The 21,278-nt window shown below is 52.9% G+C and carries 17 protein-coding genes and 1 tRNA gene; 14 read left to right on the top strand and 4 right to left on the bottom strand.

Features of this window, described 5'->3' with window-relative positions; translation table 11 throughout:
- The first annotated feature begins 11 nt into the window (after positions 1–11).
- Positions 12–929 (top strand): site-specific integrase, encoded by a 918-nt coding sequence (locus R8377_RS05640; protein ID WP_317642524.1) that lies wholly within the window; start codon positions 12–14, stop codon positions 927–929.
- 32 nt (positions 930–961) lie between these two features.
- Here the strand turns inward: R8377_RS05640 and R8377_RS05635 are convergent, their stop codons facing one another.
- Entirely contained in the window at positions 962–1,957 is a 996-nt protein-coding gene (locus R8377_RS05635; RefSeq protein WP_317642523.1) for a restriction endonuclease subunit S, read from the bottom strand.
- 287 nt (positions 1,958–2,244) lie between these two features.
- On the opposite strand from R8377_RS05635, the gene uriH reads away from it, so the two are divergent.
- From uriH to R8377_RS05610, 5 genes are all read left to right on the top strand, one after another.
- Positions 2,245–3,186: a uridine-preferring nucleoside hydrolase UriH gene (gene uriH, locus R8377_RS05630; protein ID WP_317642522.1), complete on the top strand. Its 942-nt coding sequence runs from the start codon at positions 2,245–2,247 to the stop codon at positions 3,184–3,186.
- 4 nt (positions 3,187–3,190) lie between these two features.
- The gene (gene uriT, locus R8377_RS05625) at positions 3,191–4,603 is read left to right on the top strand and encodes a uridine transporter UriT (RefSeq protein ID WP_317642521.1); all 1,413 of its coding nucleotides are present in this window, start codon (positions 3,191–3,193) and stop codon (positions 4,601–4,603) included.
- Between the two features lie 244 nt (positions 4,604–4,847).
- A complete protein-coding gene (locus R8377_RS05620; RefSeq protein ID WP_317642520.1) occupies positions 4,848–6,026 on the top strand; it encodes an SLC13 family permease in 1,179 nt (392 codons plus the stop codon).
- Between the two features lie 141 nt (positions 6,027–6,167).
- A complete protein-coding gene (locus R8377_RS05615) occupies positions 6,168–7,415 on the top strand; it encodes an MFS transporter (RefSeq protein WP_317642519.1) in 1,248 nt (415 codons plus the stop codon).
- 176 nt (positions 7,416–7,591) lie between these two features.
- A complete protein-coding gene (locus tag R8377_RS05610; RefSeq protein ID WP_317642517.1) occupies positions 7,592–7,861 on the top strand; it encodes a hypothetical protein in 270 nt (89 codons plus the stop codon).
- A gap of 163 nt (positions 7,862–8,024) precedes the next feature.
- On the opposite strand, the gene R8377_RS05605 is transcribed toward R8377_RS05610, so the two are convergent.
- Positions 8,025–8,101 (bottom strand) — tRNA-Arg (locus R8377_RS05605).
- 201 nt (positions 8,102–8,302) lie between these two features.
- Here R8377_RS05605 and R8377_RS05600 point away from each other — a divergent pair.
- Positions 8,303–8,704, top strand: a complete 402-nt coding sequence (locus R8377_RS05600; protein WP_317642516.1) for a Fur family transcriptional regulator — start codon at positions 8,303–8,305, stop codon at positions 8,702–8,704.
- 64 nt (positions 8,705–8,768) lie between these two features.
- On the opposite strand, the gene R8377_RS05595 is transcribed toward R8377_RS05600, so the two are convergent.
- Together R8377_RS05595 and R8377_RS05590 are read right to left on the bottom strand one after the other, a co-directional pair.
- The gene (locus R8377_RS05595) at positions 8,769–11,558 is read right to left on the bottom strand and encodes a bifunctional lysylphosphatidylglycerol flippase/synthetase MprF (RefSeq protein WP_317642515.1); all 2,790 of its coding nucleotides are present in this window, start codon (positions 11,556–11,558) and stop codon (positions 8,769–8,771) included.
- Positions 11,559–11,576: 18 nt separating this feature from the next.
- Positions 11,577–12,944, bottom strand: coding sequence for an alpha/beta hydrolase (locus tag R8377_RS05590; protein WP_317642514.1), 1,368 nt, complete (start codon positions 12,942–12,944; stop codon positions 11,577–11,579).
- Between the two features lie 207 nt (positions 12,945–13,151).
- Between R8377_RS05590 and R8377_RS05585 the strand changes: the two genes are divergently transcribed.
- The 7 genes from R8377_RS05585 (at position 13,152) to R8377_RS05555 (ending at position 21,243) form a co-directional block, all read left to right on the top strand.
- Positions 13,152–14,111, top strand: coding sequence for a metal ABC transporter solute-binding protein, Zn/Mn family (locus R8377_RS05585; RefSeq protein WP_317642513.1), 960 nt, complete (start codon positions 13,152–13,154; stop codon positions 14,109–14,111).
- Positions 14,112–14,243: 132 nt separating this feature from the next.
- A complete protein-coding gene (locus tag R8377_RS05580; protein WP_425605042.1) occupies positions 14,244–16,451 on the top strand; it encodes an LTA synthase family protein in 2,208 nt (735 codons plus the stop codon).
- A 183-nt stretch (positions 16,452–16,634) separates the two neighbouring features.
- On the top strand, positions 16,635–17,705 hold the full coding sequence (locus tag R8377_RS05575; RefSeq protein ID WP_317642510.1) for a methionine ABC transporter ATP-binding protein: 1,071 nt from the start codon (positions 16,635–16,637) through the stop codon (positions 17,703–17,705).
- A complete protein-coding gene (locus R8377_RS05570; RefSeq protein ID WP_317642509.1) occupies positions 17,698–18,378 on the top strand; it encodes a methionine ABC transporter permease in 681 nt (226 codons plus the stop codon). Before R8377_RS05575 ends, R8377_RS05570 begins: the two co-directional genes overlap by 8 nt.
- Positions 18,379–18,432: 54 nt before the next feature.
- Positions 18,433–19,311, top strand: coding sequence for a MetQ/NlpA family ABC transporter substrate-binding protein (locus R8377_RS05565; protein WP_317642508.1), 879 nt, complete (start codon positions 18,433–18,435; stop codon positions 19,309–19,311).
- Between the two features lie 97 nt (positions 19,312–19,408).
- Positions 19,409–20,071, top strand: coding sequence for an L-threonylcarbamoyladenylate synthase (locus R8377_RS05560; protein ID WP_317642507.1), 663 nt, complete (start codon positions 19,409–19,411; stop codon positions 20,069–20,071).
- On the top strand, positions 20,068–21,243 hold the full coding sequence (locus R8377_RS05555; protein ID WP_317642506.1) for an MraY family glycosyltransferase: 1,176 nt from the start codon (positions 20,068–20,070) through the stop codon (positions 21,241–21,243). The genes R8377_RS05560 and R8377_RS05555 overlap by 4 nt, the downstream gene beginning before the upstream one ends.
- Positions 21,244–21,278: the final 35 nt, after the last annotated feature.

The raw sequence follows: 21,278 nt of genomic DNA, 5'->3' as shown, positions 1-21,278 counted from the left end.
AACGGAGCATCGTGAATAAAAATCAGACATTACCGGCTTACTTTCATGAGTGGATGGAAATGTATAAGAAGGGGGCTGTTAGACCTGTTACTTATCAGAAGTATGAGTTGGCCTACCGCACTCTGAAAGAGTTGGTGCCTAAGTTGCGGCTGGGGAGCCTAAGCCGAATTCGCTATCAGCAATTACTTAACGAGTATGCACAAACTCATGAGAAGCAAACGGTCATGGACTTCCACCATTTACTGAAAGGTGCCGTACTAGATGCGGTTGATGAGGGAGTCTTAAAGAAAGATCCGACTCGAAAAGTAGTAGTAAAAGGAACTCAGACGCGTAAGCACAAACCAAAGTTTTTGGACCAATCTGAGCTTAAAACTCTTATCGAGCATCTTGATTTAGGCAACGACATCAACTGGGATTGGATGATTTTACTTATTGCAAAAACAGGATTGCGGTTTGCTGAAGCCCTTGGCCTTACTCCTCAGGATTTCGACTTCAGCAAGCAGACGCTCTCTGTCTCAAAAACCTGGAACTACAAAGCAGAAGAAAGCTGTTTCGGGCCTACTAAGAACGAGTCGTCAGTCAGAAAAGTCCGTTTAGACTGGCAGTTGGCTATGCAGTTCAACCAACTTGTTCAAAATATAGACCCCAAACAGCCCATTTTTGTACAAGGCAAAAAAGTGTACAACGCTACAGTCAATGACCGTTTGGAACGCCTCTGCAAAGAGAACAATATTCCAGCAATATCAGTTCACGGTCTCAGGCATACTCACGCTTCACTACTTCTATATGCAGGTGTCTCCGTAGCATCAGTTGCAAAACGCTTGGGTCATTCAAATATGACCACCACTCAATCAACCTATCTGCACATTATCCGTGAGCTCGAAAACAAAGACAACGATAAAGTCATTCAAGTGATGTGCGAGTTATAAGGCAATGGCCACTAATCAAATAAGTTGGTGGCCTAAACGAACATCTTTTGAAGGTAAAATTGTTTATTCTTCTTTAAAAGAGATTCGCATTCCGTTTCAGCGGCTATCAGAATGTCAACTGTTTTGCATAATGCAGCAATTGCTTTTTGTTCGTCTGATGATTGCGGGATTGCAATATTGCTTCTAAGAATCTCGGATTGGGGCACACCTTTTATAGATGTGCCTTGCGTTTGCTTTGCTTTCTGTTTCATGATGGCCGAAACAGCGTATGCGGCATATTCAATATCCACTGAGAAATCCGCTAGGTTCACAAAATCTTGGCTGCTGGAATATGAAAAAGGTAACAGTGCCACTTTCCCGACGCCTACTCGATTAACAATGGCAATAGAATGAGCCGGTACGATCTGCGCCGCAGAACTATTTAAACCAGTTTGAGTAATTTTCTTATGTGCCTGTACCCACAATGGTGACTCTTCTGATAAATCAGAACTTTGAATCCACGGTAGACGACCGTTCCAATTTTGGGGAACGCTAGTTTTGGGAGTTCCTCCACCGTACTGATGCTTCGCTATTTCGCCTAACTTACGCTGTTGCCAGGGTTGGGTGAAGCCTTTGAAACGGAGTTTTTGGCTGAAGATTTGTTGTAGGTAGTAGGCTTTCTTCTTCTTGAGAAGCTCGCACTTACGCTCGTGGGCTGCGATGAGATTATCGAGTATTGAGAAGAACTTAGCAATTGTCTGCTGTTCTAGCAAAGATGGATTATTGAGTAGAAGGGAGCCGAACTCGCCAAATGATATAGCCTTGCCGTCACGAATACCAAAGATGATTTGCTTCAATGACTCTATGAACCGATAGGTCTTAAAGTATGTGCTCCAATAACCACCATCTTGATCCTCGCTGGAGACAAAGTTAAAAACTGTATAGGCAGGGCTGACAATGCCTTCTAAGTCAGATCTTTCGAAGCCTCCTTGGAAAGACCTTAAACTTATAATGTAGTCTCCGGGTGACACAACTTTATACGTATTCAAACTGGTAGGCTCATACTTAATATCAATTGCTAAATCGTCTCTATAAACTACTCCTGAATCTTGAGTAACGGATAACACTGGCAATTCTGAATGATTCTTGATTGAACGTGAGGTAAACAGATCACGAGCTTTATGCTGCTCCCAAGCAAGAGTATTGGCGGTTGGCTTAGTTTGTTTGGGTGACTACAATGGAGAGGGTGGCTGCGGACAGCTGCTGGCGGTTTGGGGCTTGCTGGGCGGGTGTTGGGCTTGGTGGGCTCCGGGATCTCTAAGGAGAGTGAGCCGGAATGGCTAGGAAGATTATATTGGATTCGGACCCGGGACATGATGACGCTGTTGCCATCTTGTTAGCCGTTGGGAACCCCGACATTGACTTGTTGGGCGTGACTACGGTAGGCGGCAATCAGAGCTTGGAGAAGGTGACATATAACGCTCGAGCCGTGCTAGAAGCAGCTCATGCCACTGATATTGAGGTGCATGCCGGCTGCGATAGGCCTCTGGTGCGCAAGCAAGAAGTTGCAGCCGCCATCCATGGCGAGACTGGACTAGACGGTGTGGAACTGCCTCAGCCCTCGCGTCCGCTCGACGAAGGGCACGCGGTCAACTGGCTCATTGACACCATTATGGCGGCCGAGCCTAAGTCCATAACGCTCGTTCCCACCGGCCCCCTGACCAACATCGCGATGGCCGTGCGCCTAGAGCCGCGCATCGTCGACCGCGTCAAGGAAGTCGTGCTCATGGGCGGCGGCTACCACGTGGGCAACTGGAGCGCAGTGGCCGAGTTCAATATCAAAGTCGACCCAGAAGCGGCCTACATCGTTTTCAATGAGGCATGGCCGGTCACGATGGTGGGCCTCGACCTGACCCATCAGGCCCTGTGCACCCCGCAAGTGCAATCTCGCATCGACGGCTTGGATACAGACTTGGCCCACTTCGTTTCCGAGCTCATGGACTTCTTCCGCAAGTCCTACCAAGACAACCAAGACTTCGACGATCCGCCCGTGCACGACCCTTGCACTGTGGCCTACCTCATCGACCCCAGCGTGGTGCAGACCCGCCGCTGCCCGGTCAACGTGGAGCTCCACGGCGATTTAACGCTCGGCATGACGGTCGCCGATTTGCGCGGCCCCGAACCTAGCGAGCAAGAGTGCCACACGCAAGTGGCCACCAAGCTCGACTTTGACAAGTTCTGGAACTTGGTCACCGATGCTATTGAGAGGATTGGCTGAAATCATGACGGAAAGCACTAACAAACCCATGCTCGACAAGGGCGGCAAGTCCATCGCGGCTCTGATGACAGCTCTCATGGCTGCCGTCTTCGCCTTCCAGCTCAACGCTTCCATGCTCTCGCCAGCCCTGACGACCATGCAAAATGAGCTCAAAACAGACAGTGCTCAAATCGGCCTAACTCAGACCGTCTTCTTCACAGCCTGCGCCGTTTTCTCCCTCTTCCTGCCGCGCTTAGGCGACTTGGCTGGACGCAAGAAGGTCCTCTTGGGCATGCTTTCGCTCACGGCTATCGGCTGCGTCATTTCCGCGCTCGCGGTAAACGTGCCTATGCTGATGATAGGCCGCGTGGTCCAGGGCGTCGCGGGACCAGTTGTACCTATGACGCTGATTATGCTCCACAATCGCGTAACGGACGAAGCGCGCTATGCCAAGCTCATGTCTATCCTGACCGCGGTCAACGGCGGCATCGGGGGAGTGGACGCCATTTTGGGCGGCTGGCTTGCAGGCACCTTCGGCTTCCGTGCGGTCTTCTGGTTCATGGTCGTTATCGCCGTTATCGCAGTCATCTTGGTGGCCTTGTACGCCGACGAGAGTCATGCTATCGAGACTCCGCGCATGGATTGGCCCGGCGTGGTCACTCTCTGCGTCGCCTTCCTCCTGGCTTACCTAGCTATCAACGAGATTGAAAAGCTAGCCGAGGCGAACTGGCTGATGGTTATTATCGAAATCGCCGTAGCAGCGGCCTTCTTTGTGGCCTTCTGGCAAATTGAGAACCGCTCCAAGGCGCCTATGGTGACGACCCACTATTTGAAGCAGCGCCGCACTTGGGGCCTGCTCCTTACGACCCTGCTCACCATGACCGGCGTGTTTGCCATCATGAACGGCATCGTCCCGGCGATTGCTCAAGATGCGAAGTTTGGCGCGGGCATGTCTGCCAGCGTGGTCTCTTTCGCAACGCTGACCCCGTACGCTCTAGTCGGTCTAGCTTTCGGCCCCGTCGCCGGCATGCTGGCTTCCAAGTTCGGTTATCGTGCGGTCTTACGTGCTGGCTTAGTGGTGACCGTCATTGGCCTCTTGTTTGGCATTTATGTGAGCAAGGCACCGAGCGTGTGGGCCCTTGTGGTGCTCTCCGTAGTGTTGGGCATTTCTTACGCGGGCACGGTTAATATCATGCTCAACGGCTTGGGTATCGTGCTTTCTCCGGCTGACAACACCGGCTACCTGCCCGGACTTAACGCTGGCGCTTTCAACCTTGGCGCTGGCCTGTCATACGCAGTGCTATACGCTTTCATGAACGCCTTCACGTCTGACAGCAACGGCAGCAGCGGCTATATGGCAACTATGATTGGCGCTGTGGTCCTGCTAGCTTTGGCCTACTTAGCTTCTCTGCTGATTCCTCAGCACGAAGATAACTGAGTCTGCGAATTGCGAGAGTCGTAAATACTACGAATGCGTTGTAAATAGAGGCTTTCGAAGCGGTTAACTGCCGTTTCGAAAGCCTTTTCTTGATGCGTATTTGTTGCAGCGCGGTCTGACCGAATAAAATTGACTTAGTCAACTATGCAAATCCGGCTTCTTTCACAATTTCCTGCTCCTTCTGGCGGGGCGAACTCCGCAGTAAGCGTAAACTTGAGTGCGGTATTACGGTTCGGAGGCGGGAATGAAACAGTGGGCCTTGAGGGTTCTCAAGAGCGAAACCGTACTCGTAATCGCTTCAGCTATTGCCCTCATCTCTTGCTTTTTCGTGCACCCAGATAAGGCTTATCTTAGTTATATTCACTACAACACCTTGGCTCAGCTGGGCTCACTCATGGTGGTGGTCTGCGGTTTCCAACGCATCGGCGTCTTCCATAAAATCGGCTCTAGCCTGCTTTCGCGCGTCCACACGGTGCGTGGCCTCGTCCTGGTGTTGACTGCCCTGCCCTTCTTTTCAAGCATGCTCATCACCAATGATGTAGCTCTCGTAACCTTTATCCCCTTCGCTATCGCCGTCTTAATTATGGCTGGCTTGCAAGAGCGCACCTTTTTAGTTGCCACACTCATGACTTTGGGCGCCAATCTCGGCTCTATGCTCACTCCCGTCGGCAACGCCCACAACCTCTATCTCAAAGCCTGTTCGCTCATGTCAACTGGCGAATTCATGGCCATCATGGGGCCCTATACGCTAGCTTCGGCCCTCATGCTGATAGCGGTAATCTGGCTGGCGTTTGGCAAGGATGGGGCCGCCGGTTTAGGTGATTTGCAGGCGAACGCCATCGAAGAGTCCGTGTTCTCTCCTCAGCCCGATAAGATTCACCCGCAAGTGCAGATGGGGCCGTGTGAGGGCTGGCGTATAGCAGTTTATAGCGCCCTGTTCGTGGTTTGTCTGCTAGGCGTGGGCGGCCTCTTACCGCAGTGGCTTATGATTGCGATTGTGGCTATAGGTTTCCTCCTGTGCGACCGCCACGTTTTCAGCCAAGTAGATTGGGGTCTCCTCCTTACCTTCGTGGCCTTCTTCATTTTCATTGGCAATGCCCGCCGCATTCCTCAGTTCTACCATCTCGTTTCCGGCCTGGTTGGCTCCTATCCTTTGCTTACTTCAGTCATTACTAGTCAGGTCATTAGCAATGTGCCCACTTCCTTACTGGTTTCGGGCTTTTCGAGCTCTTGGCGCCAGATTATTGTGGGCACTAACCTGGGCGGACTGGGCACGCTTATCGCTTCTATGGCTTCGCTTATTTCCTACAAGGCGGTGGTCAAGAAGTATCCCGAGAGCAAGGGCCACTACCTGAAGGTCTATACGCTCTGGAATGTGATTTTCTTGGCTGTCTTGTTGATTCTGGCCTTTGTAATTGAATAATCCCGGCCGGTTTGCGGCAGATGTGAGCTTTCGCACATCGTTCGCTTTTCGTGCAATGTTGCCTGGGTTTCGCTTTCAAAACTTCCTATACTTCACATAGTAGGTGGTGCGTGTCCGCAAGGCTATGACGGGAGTTAAGAGATGGCAGCTTCGGTGTTTACTAAGCGCAATGCGGGCATTTTGGTAGGCATTTTCACCTTGGCCATGCTTTCGCGGTTTGATTCGATTATTTCGCCTTCAGTCGCGGCTATTCAAGCCGCTTTTCCTCACGACAATCCAGCAACGGTAGAGTCGATTGCCACGATTGGAGCCACGGCAGCAGTAGTTTCTGCTCTGCTTGTGGGCAAGCTCATGGAATGGCTCACCTTCAAAGTTGTGGGGCTTGTTTCGTGCTGCTGCATTGCCTTTGGTGGCCTTATGCCCATAGCTTTCCATTCCAGCGTCCACCAGCTGCTTGTTTTTGCTGTCATTACTGGCTTTGGCGCTGGTATGCTGACCACGGTTCTGCCCAGTCTGTCGGCTCGCTTTTTCCGCGGTCCTCAGCTCTCGGGGCTCATGGGCAAGGTCTTGGCTATGCAAGACGGCTCGGCGATGGTCATTTTGGCTGCGGGCGGCATGTTGGCAACCGGCGGTTGGGTGCGCAACTACTGGCTCTATGCTCTAGCTCTACTGGGCGTGATCCTCGTGGCCTGCTTTGTGCCTTATGTCAAGGCGGCTGACCCAGACGAGGTCTTTAGCGAGGAGCCCAGCAAGCAGGTCAGTGCTCAAGATGGGCAGTCTCCGTCAGAGCAGGGGAGAGCCCGTCAGAGCAATGCCGCTATCGTAGTGTGCATTCTCCTTGGCTTTTTCAGTATTTTTCTGATTGCCATTCTTTACAACAAGCTTTCAGTTTATATCTCCCAATATCGCTTGGGAGGCACCGATGCTGCGGGCTTTGCTCTGATGTTTAACACGGGATCGTCGGTGGTGATTGGGTTTTCTATTAACCGCCTGCGTTCGAGTCTGCGCTCCTTCACTATTCCCTTCGCTTTCATACTGATGGCGGCTGGCGCGTGCATCTTCCTCTTCACCAAGGCTTTCCCGCTGGTGTGCTTAGCTGCTTTCTTAGTGGGCTCGGGCAGTGCCATCAATATGGCGACCTGCCCATACTTGCTCTCAAACTTGGCCGAGCGTAAACACTACCCGTTGGTCATGGGCATCTTCTCGGCCATGACCAGCTTAGGATTCACTGCTTCAACTTGGGTTTTCCAATTAGTGGCTGGCATAACAAACAGTAGCCCTCTGCTAGTGAGCTTTGGTGGAATGGCAGCTATTGCTGTAGTGACTGCGGTGCTCTTGATTGTCTTGCGATTTCAGCCTTGGGTGGAGGCGCGGTACGTGGCCCAGTAGGGGCAGTGTAAAGCGTAGGAAAGCCGTTTCTTGAATTTTCGTAAAGCTTTGGATGTTGCTTTGTGAGAGCTCGGGGTGAGTGGTTTTCTGCCTTGGGCAGAGGTGTTCGCTGAGGGCAGGTCTGCCGCCAGCGGATAGGAGTTTGGGCGCGGCTTTGGCTTGCTATTCTCGCCCCAATGACCAACTACGATGATCCAACCGATGTAGTGATGCGTCACTCATCCGCTGAGCAATATGACCAAACCACTGAGCGGCATTTACGCATTAAGACCCTGCTCGAACAGCGCAAGAACGCCCTCATAGACCAACTGCAAGACCCAACCTTGACTAGGGCAGAACGCCGTCAGCTGCAAGCACAGAAAGACGAAGTAAAGGCTGACATTGCGTCTATTCGGGTGGGAGGTAGCGAGCTTGACTATTGGAGAATGCAAGAGAAGTACCGGTAACTATCGAGTTAGTGCAAGCATCCGTGCATGTGCTACGGAACCTCATTTGCAATATTGGATTTTGAAGCCCTATGGCACACAAATGCCACACAAGCTCCGGTTTTAGGGAACACCGGGCGCTTACAAGAAACCCCTACTCTCGGTATGGGAGTAGGGGGCTTGTTGGTGACCCCGGCCGGACTCGAACCGGCGACCTACAGATTAGAAGTCAGTCGCTCTATCCAGCTGAGCTACGGGGCCGAACTCTTATATTCTAACCAATGCGGGTACATGATGGCCGGTGGCGCGTCATCTCCATAAAATAGGCTCAAGAATCATGCTGCTCTGCTGTGCTGAGGGCACAGTGTGGGAGAGCTCTAGCGAGGCGACCGGTGTGTACGCTAAGCTTGCAAAGGCAGTTCTACTGCTCAAACATATACTAGCGACTTCGCGGAGGAGACCATGACAGATCGAAGCTTGCGCCAGACCAGACAGAAAGAGGCCGTGCGTCGCGTCTTACGCGGCCAGCGTGAATTCGTCTCCGCCCAAGAATTACACGAATTACTTGATCAAGCAGGCGAGCATGTGGGTTTGGCAACCGTGTATCGCCAGCTCAGCTCGCTTTCACAAAGCGGGTCCGTTGACACTATCGAGCACAAGGGCACCCAGCTGTATCGGCTGTGCGCGGCCCAGCGTCGCCATCACCACCATTTAGTATGTGAAGCATGTGGTAAAACCGTTGAAATTCAACCACCTCACGAGGATTGGCTGCGCTCTGTAGCAGCAGCGCAAGGGTTCACCGTATCTTCTCATACGCTTGAAGTATACGGACTGTGCCCTGACTGTCAGCAAGATGCCCGTTAAGGCCTTTTCCTAGTTGCCTAACCTGCTGAGCAGCTGAGCGATCTCAAGCTGCTCAGCCTAAGTCCTAGTTCGTTTCGCTCGTTTCAGTGCTAGCTGCTGCCTGTGCTGCGGGCAAGTCCGCAGGCTGCTTCTGAGCATCTGCTGCAGCGATCATTGGGCTGGGCTCGGCTGTGGCAGTGCTGCCATTTGCCTTGTCAGCGCTGGCTTCTTTTGCTTTGTTCTTTTCACTGGTGTGGTTTGTGCTGTCAGCATTATCTTTCTCACTCTTGGCGGGGCGCAGTGATTTGAGGGCATCTAAGGCTTGAGAAGCCTTCAAATCAGGCAAGTAGGCCTGGACTACGGCCAAACCAATCTGGACTAGTTGGGCAGGGTCTGGATAGCAGATATAGACCGGGTGCTCGCTGGGCTGGAACTTCTTTTTGAAGAAGAAGAGCGACTTGAAACCGTAAGCGGGTTCCATCAAATCAGCCACTAGCTGGAGGGCGTGCTGCAAGATTTGCGGAGTGGTTTCGCCCTGGTTGTCGCGCTCTGGGTTCATGCCTGCTAGGGGAGCGGCAGATAGACTCATGAATTCAACCTCGCCCTCGTCGCGTAAGCGCTCGGCCATACGGGCAATAAGGAATTCCATAATGCCGTTTGGAGCGTCGGTGCGATGACGCATAAAGTCGAGGGTCCACCCCACGACTTTGCCTTCGCGATAGGTGGGCATCCAAGAGGTAACACCCAAGACTGTGCCCTCGGCATCAATGGCATATAAGAGGGCCACACGCGGGTCGCGCAGCTCATCTAAGCCACCTAAGGTGAACTTCATCTCAGGCAGGGCCTTTAGCTCGGCCCACTGCTCAGAGATAGCCACAATCTGGGATTGCACATCCCAAGGGGCATCGTTAAAGGTGGAGAGCTCGTCGTGGTAGTTGCTCTTCTTGGCCTTGTTGATGGCTGTGCGAATGTCTTGCCACTTCTTGCCGCGCGTCTCCCAAGTTGAGGGGGTTACCACCATTTCGGAGCCCACTTCGAGTGAAGTCCAACCGTGGGCTACCAATTCGTCTCGCTGGGGCTTATGTACGGAATAGAAGACTGGCGACCAGGAATGCTCGGTGCAGTAGTGCCAGAATTCGTGGAGGTCAGATATGTATTCGTCTGGATCGCCGAAGGGGCCTGTAGTCGTTAGTGCAATGCCGTGGAGAACCCGGTAAGCGATGGCGGAGTGGCCGGTGGAAGAGAACCAGTAGTTGTTGCCTTCCCAAGTAGTCATGAAGGTCATGGATTCGCCGCCGGTTTCGACCAAAGCGTTGGCCTTGAGACGCTCGTCTTCGTTTTGTAAGACCGAGCTGCGCATCCATGACAGGAGCACTATGAGAACTATGAACCAGAAAATGAAACCAACCGAATTATTGATGACCAAGCCGGTAAAAGTACGGGCGCTAAAACGAGGCCTAAAGCGGTTGGCTACACCGTTGGTCAGATAGCGGGTGGGTAGCTCAGCAAGTGCCATGTTAAAGGTAGGCTGCGGTTTGAAAGAACCGGGGGAGAGTGTGACGCAGAAAAGATAGAAAGCCGCTGTGGCAAACCAGCCAATCACGATGACCAGTGAACCGATGCGTAGACGGCTGGGCTTCGTGCGAACTGGGAAGTAGCGTAGGTAGTGGCCAATGCAGTAGGCAAAAATGAGCGGTGGTAGGGCGATGACGAGCAAGGAGGGGATAGCTCCGTGGCGCACTGCTTTCGCCAATCCTTCGCCTAGAGTGATAGGCACGAGCAGGTAGTAAACCAGAGCGAGCACTACGGTTAAGCCGTTGAGGACCATGCTGGTCATAGCTGCTACTCGGCGGCCGTGGTAAATGCCCCAAGAAACGGCAAGCATTACCGCGGTGGGTACTAGCAGGCTAATGAAGGTTGTGGCAGATACTGGTCGGGTGAGACCGTATTGGGCGTAGCAAGAGGCTGCTGTGTTCGTTTTGAGGCAGGATGAGAGGTGGTCTGTGCCAGCAGGGCCAGGTCCCATAAACATGCCCAGAGGTGTGAAAACGCCGGCCTTAACCTTAGACGAGGCGGTGACGAGCGGCCCCAGTGCAAGCACAGTTGAGATAGCTCCGAGCAGGTGGCGAGTTTCGTAAGAGGAGCGTCGCCCTGCTAGAGCGCGGTCGGTTATGGGGCCATGCCAGATGCGTCCTACAAGCTGGCCGATCAGGGCCGCCGCCAATGCGCAGTAGTTGCCCGGATTTCCGGTGTAGAGCACCAGTAAAATCAGCGAAGTGTAGCCGATTAAATTGATGCGCCGACGCCACAAGAGATTACTGAAAGATCCTGCCGCCGTCAAAGCACCCACGACTAAGACGACAGGGTTCAATGACATGGGTACACGCATGAACCAAGTCCAATGTGACTGTAATTGGTGGATGCCAAAGCAAATGAGTAGGCCTGCTGCCGCGCCACCAATAGCAGAGATGAGCGAGGCCTCAATCGTACGCCTGCGGCCCAAGCGAGGTTCGGCAATGCACAAAATGAGCAGAACCAGAGCAGAATCTGCGATGAGCTGTAAGGGGCCAACAGTGATGAAAAGCGATATGAGGAGTTTGATAAACTGCTCAATTAATCCCGGCTGGCGAGCCCCGCCGTGCTGTAGGGTAGAGCTCGAATGGCTGAGAAAGTCAGAGAGTGGCTGGCCTGTCCTGCGTGCCTTAGGCACTCTCAGGAGGGCGTAGACAAGCCACACTATAAGATTGACCACTATAAGGGTGAGTGTGGTGGATACTGCCAGCATGTGAGAGCGCAGCCAGTGTTTTAAATCATCTACCAACACCGATATGGCTGACTTCTCCATAGTGCTTGGTCCTACATGCGCTGCACTCATAGTGTTCGCTTTCCTTGTTTAACGCTCTATCTTGACTTCAGAAATATTCTTGTATTCGCTCAAGGGTTTACTCATATCCCCCAAGCCCATGCGTTCCCCTAACCAGTTTAGGGCTGGTTCCCAAGAGGCACGCACAGCATGCCAGTCGTGGCCTGTTCCCTTGGCTTCTACAACTACTACCTCCATTCCTGCCCGTTTTCCGGCTTGGGCAATAGTGGTCATATTTTTGACAGAAGTGGGGTCGCTGGCCCCTGCTCCGGCAAAAATAGTCTGATTGGAGGGAGCGTGTTGGGCTATAGCTGTGACCGGTTCTTGGTCTTGGAAAGCTTGGGCATTACCTCCAAAGTAGTTAGCAATCATGGACTCTTTGGAACCCTGAGTGGGCCCGATCTCTCCGTCCGCCGGCATCATGTTGCCGTAAATATTGGGGTGGCGAGCTCCCAGCTGGGTAGAGCAGGTGCCGCCTTGCGAAAAGCCTCCGATGGCCCACATGTCAGGGTTGGTAGACACGGGCAAATTGTGAGAAATCCAATTGGGCACATCTTGCGTAAGGTAGGTTTCGGCCTTGCCGTGAATGGGAGAATCCACGCACAAGCTGTTGCGGTTGGAGGCGCCGTTTTGATCTGGAGAGACTACGATGGGAGCTAGACCGTTGTGCTTGGCTGCGTAGGTATTCATCATGGATTCGATGCCTCCTGCTGTAAAGAGGCGGTCTGGTGAGCCGGGCTGGCCAGCTAATAAGACGAAGACAGGCAGTGCCGGAGGCTTTTCGCTTAAGGCTGCCGGAGGTAGGTATATGTCAGCGGTGCGTGCTTCAAATTGCGAGTTACGGTTGTCGATATCCACGGAGAAGGATTGGCCCTTTTCGGGGTACGTGTGAAGCGTATTGTCTTCAGCAAGTTTTCTCCATGCTTGCACGCTCATTACCGGTCTGCTGACTTTACGCCCATCGAAGCGTTGATATGTGGGTACGGCGAAGAGGGAACCAACTGTGGTGTATTCGCCGTAAATCATGTCGATGCGCAGAGCGGTGGCGATGAGGACTACAATAATCATGGCTGATGCAAGGATGCGCTTCCAACCGTGGGTGAAGACGATGCTAGAGATAACGAAGCCCAAGGCTGCAAAACCAGCAGTGACAGCAAAAATTACCATCCAGCCTAGGCTCACTTCAAAAAGCATGAATACGTCAGAGACGAGCCAAGTAGCTAGGAGTCCACAAGCCGCGGCAACGAGCGTAATAATGAGTTCTCGGCCCACAGTTTTCCACTGGCGCTTCCAACATTGAGTTACGATAAGCGCAGTTATGCCCAGTCCGGCGATGGTGAAAACCGTAATTGGTAGCCAGCCGATGAGCAAGTGAATGTGTGAAAAACTCTTGAGCATGGAAACCTTTCTCTGTAACTAGTGTATATCGGGCTATGGTTCGAATCGAAGGTGAAGGAAGCTAGCTAATCTTTCACGGAGCAGGAGAAGGATAGCATGACAACCTGAAGGATCGTCGGTGTCCGTGCTATAGTTAATGATAATGAATCTCATTAAGGGGATTTTTTATATACCGGGCGGAAACCGGAGCCTAGAAAGTTGTGTGCAATGTCTTCGCGACAGCAAACTAAAAAAACCCATAAACTGACCACGCGAGTACGGGCAGCTACGGCAGGGGCGCTTGCTTTCGTTAGCATACTGGCTCTAAGCGCATGCTCCGGTGCCGACTTTGGGCAAGAAAAAGCGAATGGCCCTATTACGGTAGTTTCTAGTATTGGGCAGTGGGCCTCTCTGTCTCGGCAGCTGGGCGGTGACAAGGTCAAATCACAGGCGGTCATTTCTAACCCCAATGCAGAAGCGCACGACTACGAACCCACTACCTCAGATATTGGATTGATTGGTCGAGCTGAGATGGTGGTCGTGAATGGAGCAGACTATGACGCTTGGGCCAGTAAGGCTGCCGAAGACAACGACAGATACATGATTAACGTGGCCTCGCTGTCCAAACACAAGTCGGGAGACAATCCTCATCTATGGTTTTCCCAACAGGCGCGCGTTCAAGCAGCCAAAGCTATTACGAAAACATACCAAGATTTGCGTCCTGATGAAGCGGACTATTTTGCCCAGCGGTACGACGAGTGGCATCAGCAGGAGGAGAAACTCAACGATCAGCTTCATCGCATAGGTCAACAAGTGAAAGCGACCCGGTTTGTGGCTACAGAATCGGCGGCTGACTATTTGGCTCAAGACTTACAACTGGTCGACGCTACGCCCACCGGTTTCAGCCAAGCCATTGCCAATGAGAGTGAGCCTTCGCCGGCCGACATTCACCAGTTCGAGCTCCTGCTGAGTTCAGGAGAGGCCAAACTGCTGGTGTTCAATGATCAAGAGGCTAGTGCGGTTAGTGACCAGCTGGTAGCTGCAGCTGAGCGCTCTTCGGTGCCCATAGTGAAAGTTAGCGAACAAATGCCTGCTCGTTACCAAGATCTTGCCGATTGGATTGGTGATTTGGCTAACTCTTTTGCTCGAGCGCTTCAAGTAGACGTTGAACCTGTGCAGGTGCACTAATTCAGATGAGAGTAAAGATGTCTCACATATTGGGAAGAATGAGCCTTTATGCGTGAATCATCAAAGGTGTCGGTAGAAAAGGAAGGTAGAGGTTCGAGCGTGACTGAGCCATCGGCGGGGACAGAACACAATATGCAGGAGCAAGCTGGGGCGGAGCAGAAAGAATGCAGCGGGCTGGCAAAGAACGACGGCAGCGCACGTGTGGCTGGTTTGCGAGGCAAGTTCGCGCCTCCAGTATGGCTCTATGCTCTACTCTTTGTGGTTTTCGACATTGTCGCTGTTGCTCTCTTGCAATGGGGAGTCACGCTCAGTGCTTCCAGAGTTGCGCTGTCTAATCCGCTCATCGGCTTTTGGGGATTCGTCTCAGCTATGTGGACGGACCACAGGTTTGTATTTGTTTTGAACCTGCTTGCAATTGGTTTGGTATATCTCCTCTTGCTCTTCCTTACCAACCGTTTTTGGGTAGCCACACCGATTTTGCTGACTGCGGCGGGAGTGATTGCCGTTATCGAGCACTTCAAGGTGGCTTCGCGCTACGAGACCATTTTGCCTTCTGACTTGAACTTTTTGCAATCAGACGCAGGCAATATCATGTCTTTCCTTCCCACGGGTTCATTCTTCTTAATAGTGCTTACGATTGTGCTCATTGTAGTCCTGATTTTGGCTAGTGTTTTGCTTGGTCGCATGGACCGCTGGCGGGGGCGGATAGTGCGCACTGGCAATAAGCGTATGGGTACTTCGATTCGTCTTACCGGCGTAGTGGTGCCCGCAGTAGTTCTAGCGCTCTTTATGTCTGCTGTAGGCACCTATGGAACTTGGGCTAATTCCTTCTCCCGCTGGATGGGTGACCTGCCGTCTATGTGGGATTCAGTCTATGATTCCCAACGTAACGGTACCTTCGTTTCCTTCTCGCGTCAGCTCAATCCTAAAGTGATGGACGAGCCCAGCAACTACAACCAGGCAACCATGAAGGATTTGGTCAAGCGCTACCAAAAACAGGCAGACAAGATTAATGCTGAGCGCGCTACTTACCTCAATGAGAACACGGTTGTATACATTCTTTCGGAGTCATATTCGGACCCAACTCGTGTGCCCGGCGTGCAGCTCAATATGGACCCTATGCCCAACATCCGCTCTATTAAGCGCAATACTACGAGCGGGCTCATGCTATCGTCCGGCTACGGCGGTGGCACTGCAAACATGGAGTTCCAGGCGCTCTCTGGCCTGTCTATGTCGAACTTCGACCCCTCGCTCACCAGTCCATATCAGCAGGTGATTCCTGACTTGAAGTGGATGCCTATGGTCAATCAAAACTGGGGAGACCCCAAGAATTCTCAGGCTTTCCACCCCTATGAGCCTTCCATGTATTCTAGGGCCCAAAACTACAAGACATTCGGTTTCTCCCACTTCTATTCGCTGGCCGGAAAAGATATTATTGCGCACCAGGACCATATTGATTCTTCGCCATACGTCTCGGACCAAGCGGCCTACCAGTCGGCTTTGGACGAGATGCAGTCCACGCAGACCAACCAGTTTGTGGAAGTCATTACCATGCAAAACCACATGCCCTACAATGACTGGTATCAAGATAATCCCTTCCAAGTCTCTGCTGCTGAGGGAGCCCAACCTTTGGGCGACGACGAGCTGACTTCCATTCGCACCTACGCCAAGGGCGTGAATCTTACGGATCAGGCAACCCGCGGCTTCTTGGATTCGATTGACCAGCTGAAGAAGCCAGTTACGGTTGTTTTCTACGGCGATCATCTGCCTGGTATCTACAACACTGCTTCTGCAGATCAAAACAATTCGCTAGCCTTGCATTTAACGGATTACTTCATCTGGTCGAACAAGGCTTCCGGCTCGCGCGATACCAACCTGTCGGACTCAGCCTATAGCTCGCCCAACTTCTTCACCACTCAAGCGGCCCAGCACATGAATGCTAAGGTCTCGCCCTATCTGGCTTTCCTTACCGAGCTCAAGAGCAAGGTTTCAGCGATCGAGCCTCCGGTGGTGAATCAAATTCAGGGCTGGGAGCGTATTCCTGAGGGGCAGAACATCTACTTGGATGCGCAGGGCAAGCCTATGGATGCTCGCAACTTCGACAAGCAGACTAAGCAGCTTCTTGAGGATTACAGGCTGGTGCAATACGACATCATGGCCGGCAAGCAGTATGTGAAAGATACTTCCTTTATGAAGGCACCTACTCGCGCTTCCGACCTGGCTGCGAGCCGGGCTGCCGCTAAGAAGCAGCAGCAGCCGGCTCAGCCTGAGCAGAATGCGAGCAAGGAGCAGGGGACTACGCCTGCACCGGTGGCGCCCAGCCAGTCGTCCGCACAGTGAGCAATAAATGTCCACATAGTGGACATTGGCTCCGACATGCATACGAGGACAGGGCTCTAGTGATGCGCGCTGATAGGCTCCCATAGATTTCTTCTATAGCCCCTAGCTTGCCCACCAGTAAGGGCCCTGCTTAAGCTGTTCGATGCCCAGCAATTCGCTGGTATCGAACAAGAGGGAGGAAGCGTGGTCAATCAAGAGACGCAAGCAGGCAACTCGGTTATTGCCATGTCGCACCTCAACAAGGTCTACCATTCCGACGAAGAGGGCGACCGCACTGCCTTAGCCGATATCAGCTTAGATATTGACAAGGGCGACATCTTCGGCATCATCGGCCTCAGCGGCGCAGGTAAGTCAACACTGGTACGCTGCATCAACGGTTTGGAAAGCTACCAAGGCGGCTCACTTAAGGTGCGCGGGCAGGAAGTAGCCAGCCTCAATAGTCAAGGTCTGCGCGAGCTCCGCCAGCGGACGGGCATGATTTTTCAACACTTTAACCTCATGCCGTCTCGCACTCTGCTAGGCAATGTGGAGTTACCCCTGCACAACTCCAATCTCACCCGCCTCCAGCGCGCTTCCCGGGCGCAGGAGCTGCTTGAACTGGTTGGCTTGTCTGACTTGGCTCAGTCCTATCCAGGCGAGCTCTCGGGCGGTCAGCAGCAGCGAGTAGCTATCGCCCGATCTTTGGCTAACAAACCAGACATTCTATTAAGCGATGAAGCGACTTCGGCTCTCGACCCCAACACCACCAAATCAATTCTTGCCCTGCTACGCGATTTGCACGACCAACTGGGCATTACCGTTGTAATGATTACCCACGAGATGGCCGTCGTGCGCCAAATATGCAACAGATTAGCCGTCATTGACCAAGGACGCATCGTGGAAGAGGGCAGGGTCTTCGATATCTTCGCCAAGCCAAAGGCTCCGCTGACTCGCTCTTTCGTCGCAACCACCTCCAATCTCGACAAGGTTGGCGACTTAATAGAGCAAGAGTCGCCTATCGTCCAGCTGGAGCCTGGGCAGGTGCTCCTCAAGATGAGCTTCCTGTCGAAGGCAGTCAATCAGGCTATGGTTTCCACTATTTCTCGGCTCTTCGATGTGGATGTCAACATTATTTTCGGTGATGTCGATGTGGTCGAAGGCTCCCAACTGGGTGGCTTGGTTGTGCGTTTGGAAGGCTCGGCCGAGCACGTTGAGCAGGCTTTGGCTTATATGAGTGAACACGAAGTAGGAATTGAGGTGTTGAACCGTGGCTAATCTCTTGAGTTCTTGGTTCCCCAACGTAGCGTCGCGCCTACCGGAGTTCTTCGACTCCTTCGTACAGACCTTGGTTATGGTTGCGGTCTCGGGCGCTATCTCCTTCGTGCTTGCGCTCGCAATTGGCGTGGGGCTGGTAGTAACCGGTCGTGAAGGCATCAAGCGCAATGGCTTCTTCTTCAACGTCTTGGACAAGCTCATTGACCTCTTCCGCTCGATTCCCTTCATAATTTTGGCGGCAGCCCTTGTGCCGGTCACCCGTTTAATGATGGGCACTTCAATAGGTCCCAGAGGAGCGATTTTCCCACTGGTTGTAGGTATTACGCCCTTCTTCTCCCGACAGATTGAGTCGGCTCTAGCTTCGGTAGATGCCGGGCTTGTGGAGGCTGCTGAATCGATGGGTATGACCAACTGGCAAATTGTGTGGCACGTCTACTTGCGAGAGGGCATTCCTGCCATTATCCGCGTGAGCACTATCACTGTTATCTCGCTTATCGGCGAAACTGCCACGGTCGGCATCGTGGGAGGCGGAGGTTTGGGCGACTTCGCTATCCGCTTGGGCTATCAGCGCTATATGTACGACGTGACTTGGGCCACGATTATCGTGTTGGTTCTCTTAATAGCAGTAATTGAGCTATTTGGCCGCCTGCTAGCCGAAGTGGTGGAGCACTAACTTTGGTAGTCGTAGGTTCGTTATTCGTGGGGGAGTAGGTAAGGAAGGAAATTTATGGCTGGTTCAAACAAGGCAGGTAGAAAACGCAAGGCCAAGATAGAACTTATCGCTTTATCAGTAGCGATTATCGTGGCTCTTATTGCAATTTGTGGCACTTCCTACAAGCTCCATGGGGGGCAGCAGGGTAAAACTGAGGTGAAAATCGCAGTCATCGGTTCTTCAGACGATCAAATTTGGCAGGAAGTGCAAGCTGAACTCGACCGGCGCGGAGACAACATTCACGTGGTTATGAAGCCCTTCCAAGATGCCATTTACTTGAACCAAGTTCTCAGCAATCGCGAAGTCGACTTAAATGCGGGCGAACACTACGCATTCCTAGAAAATGACTCCGCCACCAACCACTATAAACTGAGTGCAATAGGCGATACATACATTTCGCCCATGAATCTGTATTCTCAGCGTTACAAGAAGGTCGAAGACATTCCAGAGGGCAGTAAGATTGCCATTCCCAACAATGCTACGAACTTGGGCCGCGCTCTCAAAGTGCTTGAGCGGGCTGGTTTGATTACCTTGCGCGATCCTAAAACCACCACGCCGGTGCCTGAAGACGTAATCGGTAATCCCAAGCATTTGATTATTGAGCAGACTGATCCGGCGGGCATTATTAACCTTCTGCCCGACTATGCGGCAGGTGTGGTCAACGCCAACTTTGTGATTGACGCAGGCATGAAGGTGTCCGACGCCATTTTCCAGGTGCCTTTTGACCTGAAAGATCCAGCCAACCATCCTTACGTCAACATCATCGTGGCCAACGAAGATCAGCGCAACAATGAGACTTATCGCAAAATTGTGGATGCCTACCATAGCAAGGCTGTAGCCGATACCATCAACCGCATCTACAAAGGTGCTTCGGTGCCCGCTTTCTCATACTGACACTAGTTTTGCCAGCTTCTTCCTTAGCCTGAGGCACAATAGGGGAGAGATGCTAAGCTGGCAGGGCTGGCGACGGATGTATTGAGACGGGTGGAAGATGACAGGTCGGATGCTTGCGATAGACCAAGATTCCTTGGCGCAGCTCAAACAGGTGATAAGCGCCGGCGGTTTGGTGGTTATCCCTACCGACACCGTATATGGCATCGTCTGTGACCCCTTCAACAACGCCGCTATCGAAGCCTTATTTGCGGCTAAGCAGCGGCCAAGGTCTAAGTCCTTGCAAGTCTTGCTGCCCTCTGTGTCTGCCGTCGAGCAAGTGGGGCTGAGCCTGCCCGAGCCCCTAGGTCGCCTAGCAGAAGCCTTCCTGCCCGGCGCTTTTTCGCCCATCTGCCAAGCGCTAGACTCTTGCCAGCTGCAAACGCTCCGGCAAGAAGAGAACGGCGCAACTCAGGCTGTGCGCGTGCCCGATTGCGCTGCCTGCCTGCAAATCTTATCGGCTGTAGGGCCTCTGGCTGCTTCCTCCGCCAACCGCTCAGGCCAGCCCAGCGTGCAGAGTGCTCAAGAAGCATACGAACAATTGGGCGAGAGTGTAGACCTATATTTGGATGCAGGCCCTACTGCCGGGCCGATTCCGTCAACAGTTGTGGCCGCAGCAGCCGGCCAGAGCGAGGGTATTGCCGTGCTGCGGGAGGGCGCTATCAGCAGTGAGCGCATACGTGCTGCTTTGACTGGCCAGCGTGAGCAGGGTGCCCGCCAATGAGAATTTACATACTGATAGCAGCAATAGCGGGCGGTGTTACCTGGCTGGTTACTCCACTTATACGCCACTTGGCTATCCGCATTGGCGCAGTGGGGCAGGTGCGCGCTCGCGACGTGCACACGGTTCCTACGCCGCGCATGGGTGGCCTGGCTATGCTGATTGGCTTCGCAGCTTCCATGCTCTTCGCCTCGCGTATTCCCTTCATTTCCGGGCTATTTGAGTCGGGTCACCAGGCCTGGGTCATTTTGGCAGGAGCTATTGCCGTGTGCCTGCTGGGCATGGCCGACGACTTGTGGGATTTGGACTGGATGCTCAAGCTGGCTGGTCAACTCCTCATATCGGTATTCGTGTCTTGGGGCGGCATTCAGATTATTTCGCTGCCCTTGGGCTCGCTCGTTACCGCCTCGCCTTCCCTGTCTATGGCCATTACGGCCTTCCTGATTGTGGCTTCTATTAACGCGGTGAATTTCGTCGACGGGCTCGACGGCTTGGCTGCTGGCATTGTAGCTATCGGTGGTATCGCCTTCGGTGCTTACTCCTATATCATTGCCCGCATCTCGCCTTCCTACGCCTCTATGGCTACGCTGATTGATGTGGCGCTAGTAGGCATGTGCGTGGGCTTTTTACTACATAATTGGCACCCGGCTAAGCTCTTTATGGGAGACTCGGGCTCTATGCTGCTGGGTTATTTAATTACCTGTGCCTCTATTGTGGTGACCGGCCGTTTGGATCCGGCAACCATTCACACCAGTATTTACCTGCCTGCATTTATGCCGATTCTGCTGCCGATTTTGGTGCTTTTCCTGCCGGTGCTCGATATGTGTTTGGCTATTGTGCGCCGCTTGAGCCGCGGCCAATCGCCTATGCATCCGGACCGTATGCACCTACACCATCGCATGCTGCGTATTGGCCACTCGGTGCCTTCTGCTGTCTTGATTCTGTGGGGTTGGGCGGCGCTCTTCTCCTTCGGGTCGTTGACGATTCTCTTCGTGCCAGCGTCTTACGCCCTGATGGGTTTCATCGTGGCGACATGCCTGCTGACGGTGGCCACTCTCTACCCCTATTACCGCAGGCGGATGCCGGAAATTCGCCAGGAAAACGCCGCTTTGGCAGCTTCAAAGAAGGCACCTGCCGAGCATTGTTCGGGGCGTATTGCCAGCAAGGAAGACTGAGCCAGAGTAGTGTAGAGCCGGGCTGAGAAGTGGTA

The organism is Bombiscardovia apis, assembly GCF_033095945.1.
GTDB classification, from domain to species: Bacteria; Actinomycetota; Actinomycetes; order Actinomycetales; family Bifidobacteriaceae; genus Bombiscardovia; species Bombiscardovia apis.
The sequence above is the reverse complement of the archived record's forward strand: the minus strand, read 5'-3'. Positions and strand labels throughout refer to the sequence as shown.

What these genes read in the sequence shown, in the direction of transcription:
- uriH (WP_317642522.1), top strand. Translation starts at nt 2,245, where the DNA reads ATGGCTAGGAAGATTATATTGGATTCGGACCCGGGACATGATGACGCT.
- uriT (WP_317642521.1), top strand. Translation starts at nt 3,191, where the DNA reads ATGACGGAAAGCACTAACAAACCCATGCTCGACAAGGGCGGCAAGTCC.
- R8377_RS05620 (WP_317642520.1), top strand. Translation starts at nt 4,848, where the DNA reads ATGAAACAGTGGGCCTTGAGGGTTCTCAAGAGCGAAACCGTACTCGTA.
- R8377_RS05615 (WP_317642519.1), top strand. Translation starts at nt 6,168, where the DNA reads ATGGCAGCTTCGGTGTTTACTAAGCGCAATGCGGGCATTTTGGTAGGC.
- R8377_RS05610 (WP_317642517.1), top strand. Translation starts at nt 7,592, where the DNA reads ATGACCAACTACGATGATCCAACCGATGTAGTGATGCGTCACTCATCC.
- R8377_RS05600 (WP_317642516.1), top strand. Translation starts at nt 8,303, where the DNA reads ATGACAGATCGAAGCTTGCGCCAGACCAGACAGAAAGAGGCCGTGCGT.
- R8377_RS05595 (WP_317642515.1), bottom strand. Translation starts at nt 11,558, where the DNA reads ATGAGTGCAGCGCATGTAGGACCAAGCACTATGGAGAAGTCAGCCATA.
- R8377_RS05590 (WP_317642514.1), bottom strand. Translation starts at nt 12,944, where the DNA reads ATGCTCAAGAGTTTTTCACACATTCACTTGCTCATCGGCTGGCTACCA.
- R8377_RS05585 (WP_317642513.1), top strand. Translation starts at nt 13,152, where the DNA reads ATGTCTTCGCGACAGCAAACTAAAAAAACCCATAAACTGACCACGCGA.
- R8377_RS05580 (WP_425605042.1), top strand. Translation starts at nt 14,244, where the DNA reads ATGCAGGAGCAAGCTGGGGCGGAGCAGAAAGAATGCAGCGGGCTGGCA.
- R8377_RS05565 (WP_317642508.1), top strand. Translation starts at nt 18,433, where the DNA reads ATGGCTGGTTCAAACAAGGCAGGTAGAAAACGCAAGGCCAAGATAGAA.
- R8377_RS05560 (WP_317642507.1), top strand. Translation starts at nt 19,409, where the DNA reads ATGACAGGTCGGATGCTTGCGATAGACCAAGATTCCTTGGCGCAGCTC.
- R8377_RS05555 (WP_317642506.1), top strand. Translation starts at nt 20,068, where the DNA reads ATGAGAATTTACATACTGATAGCAGCAATAGCGGGCGGTGTTACCTGG.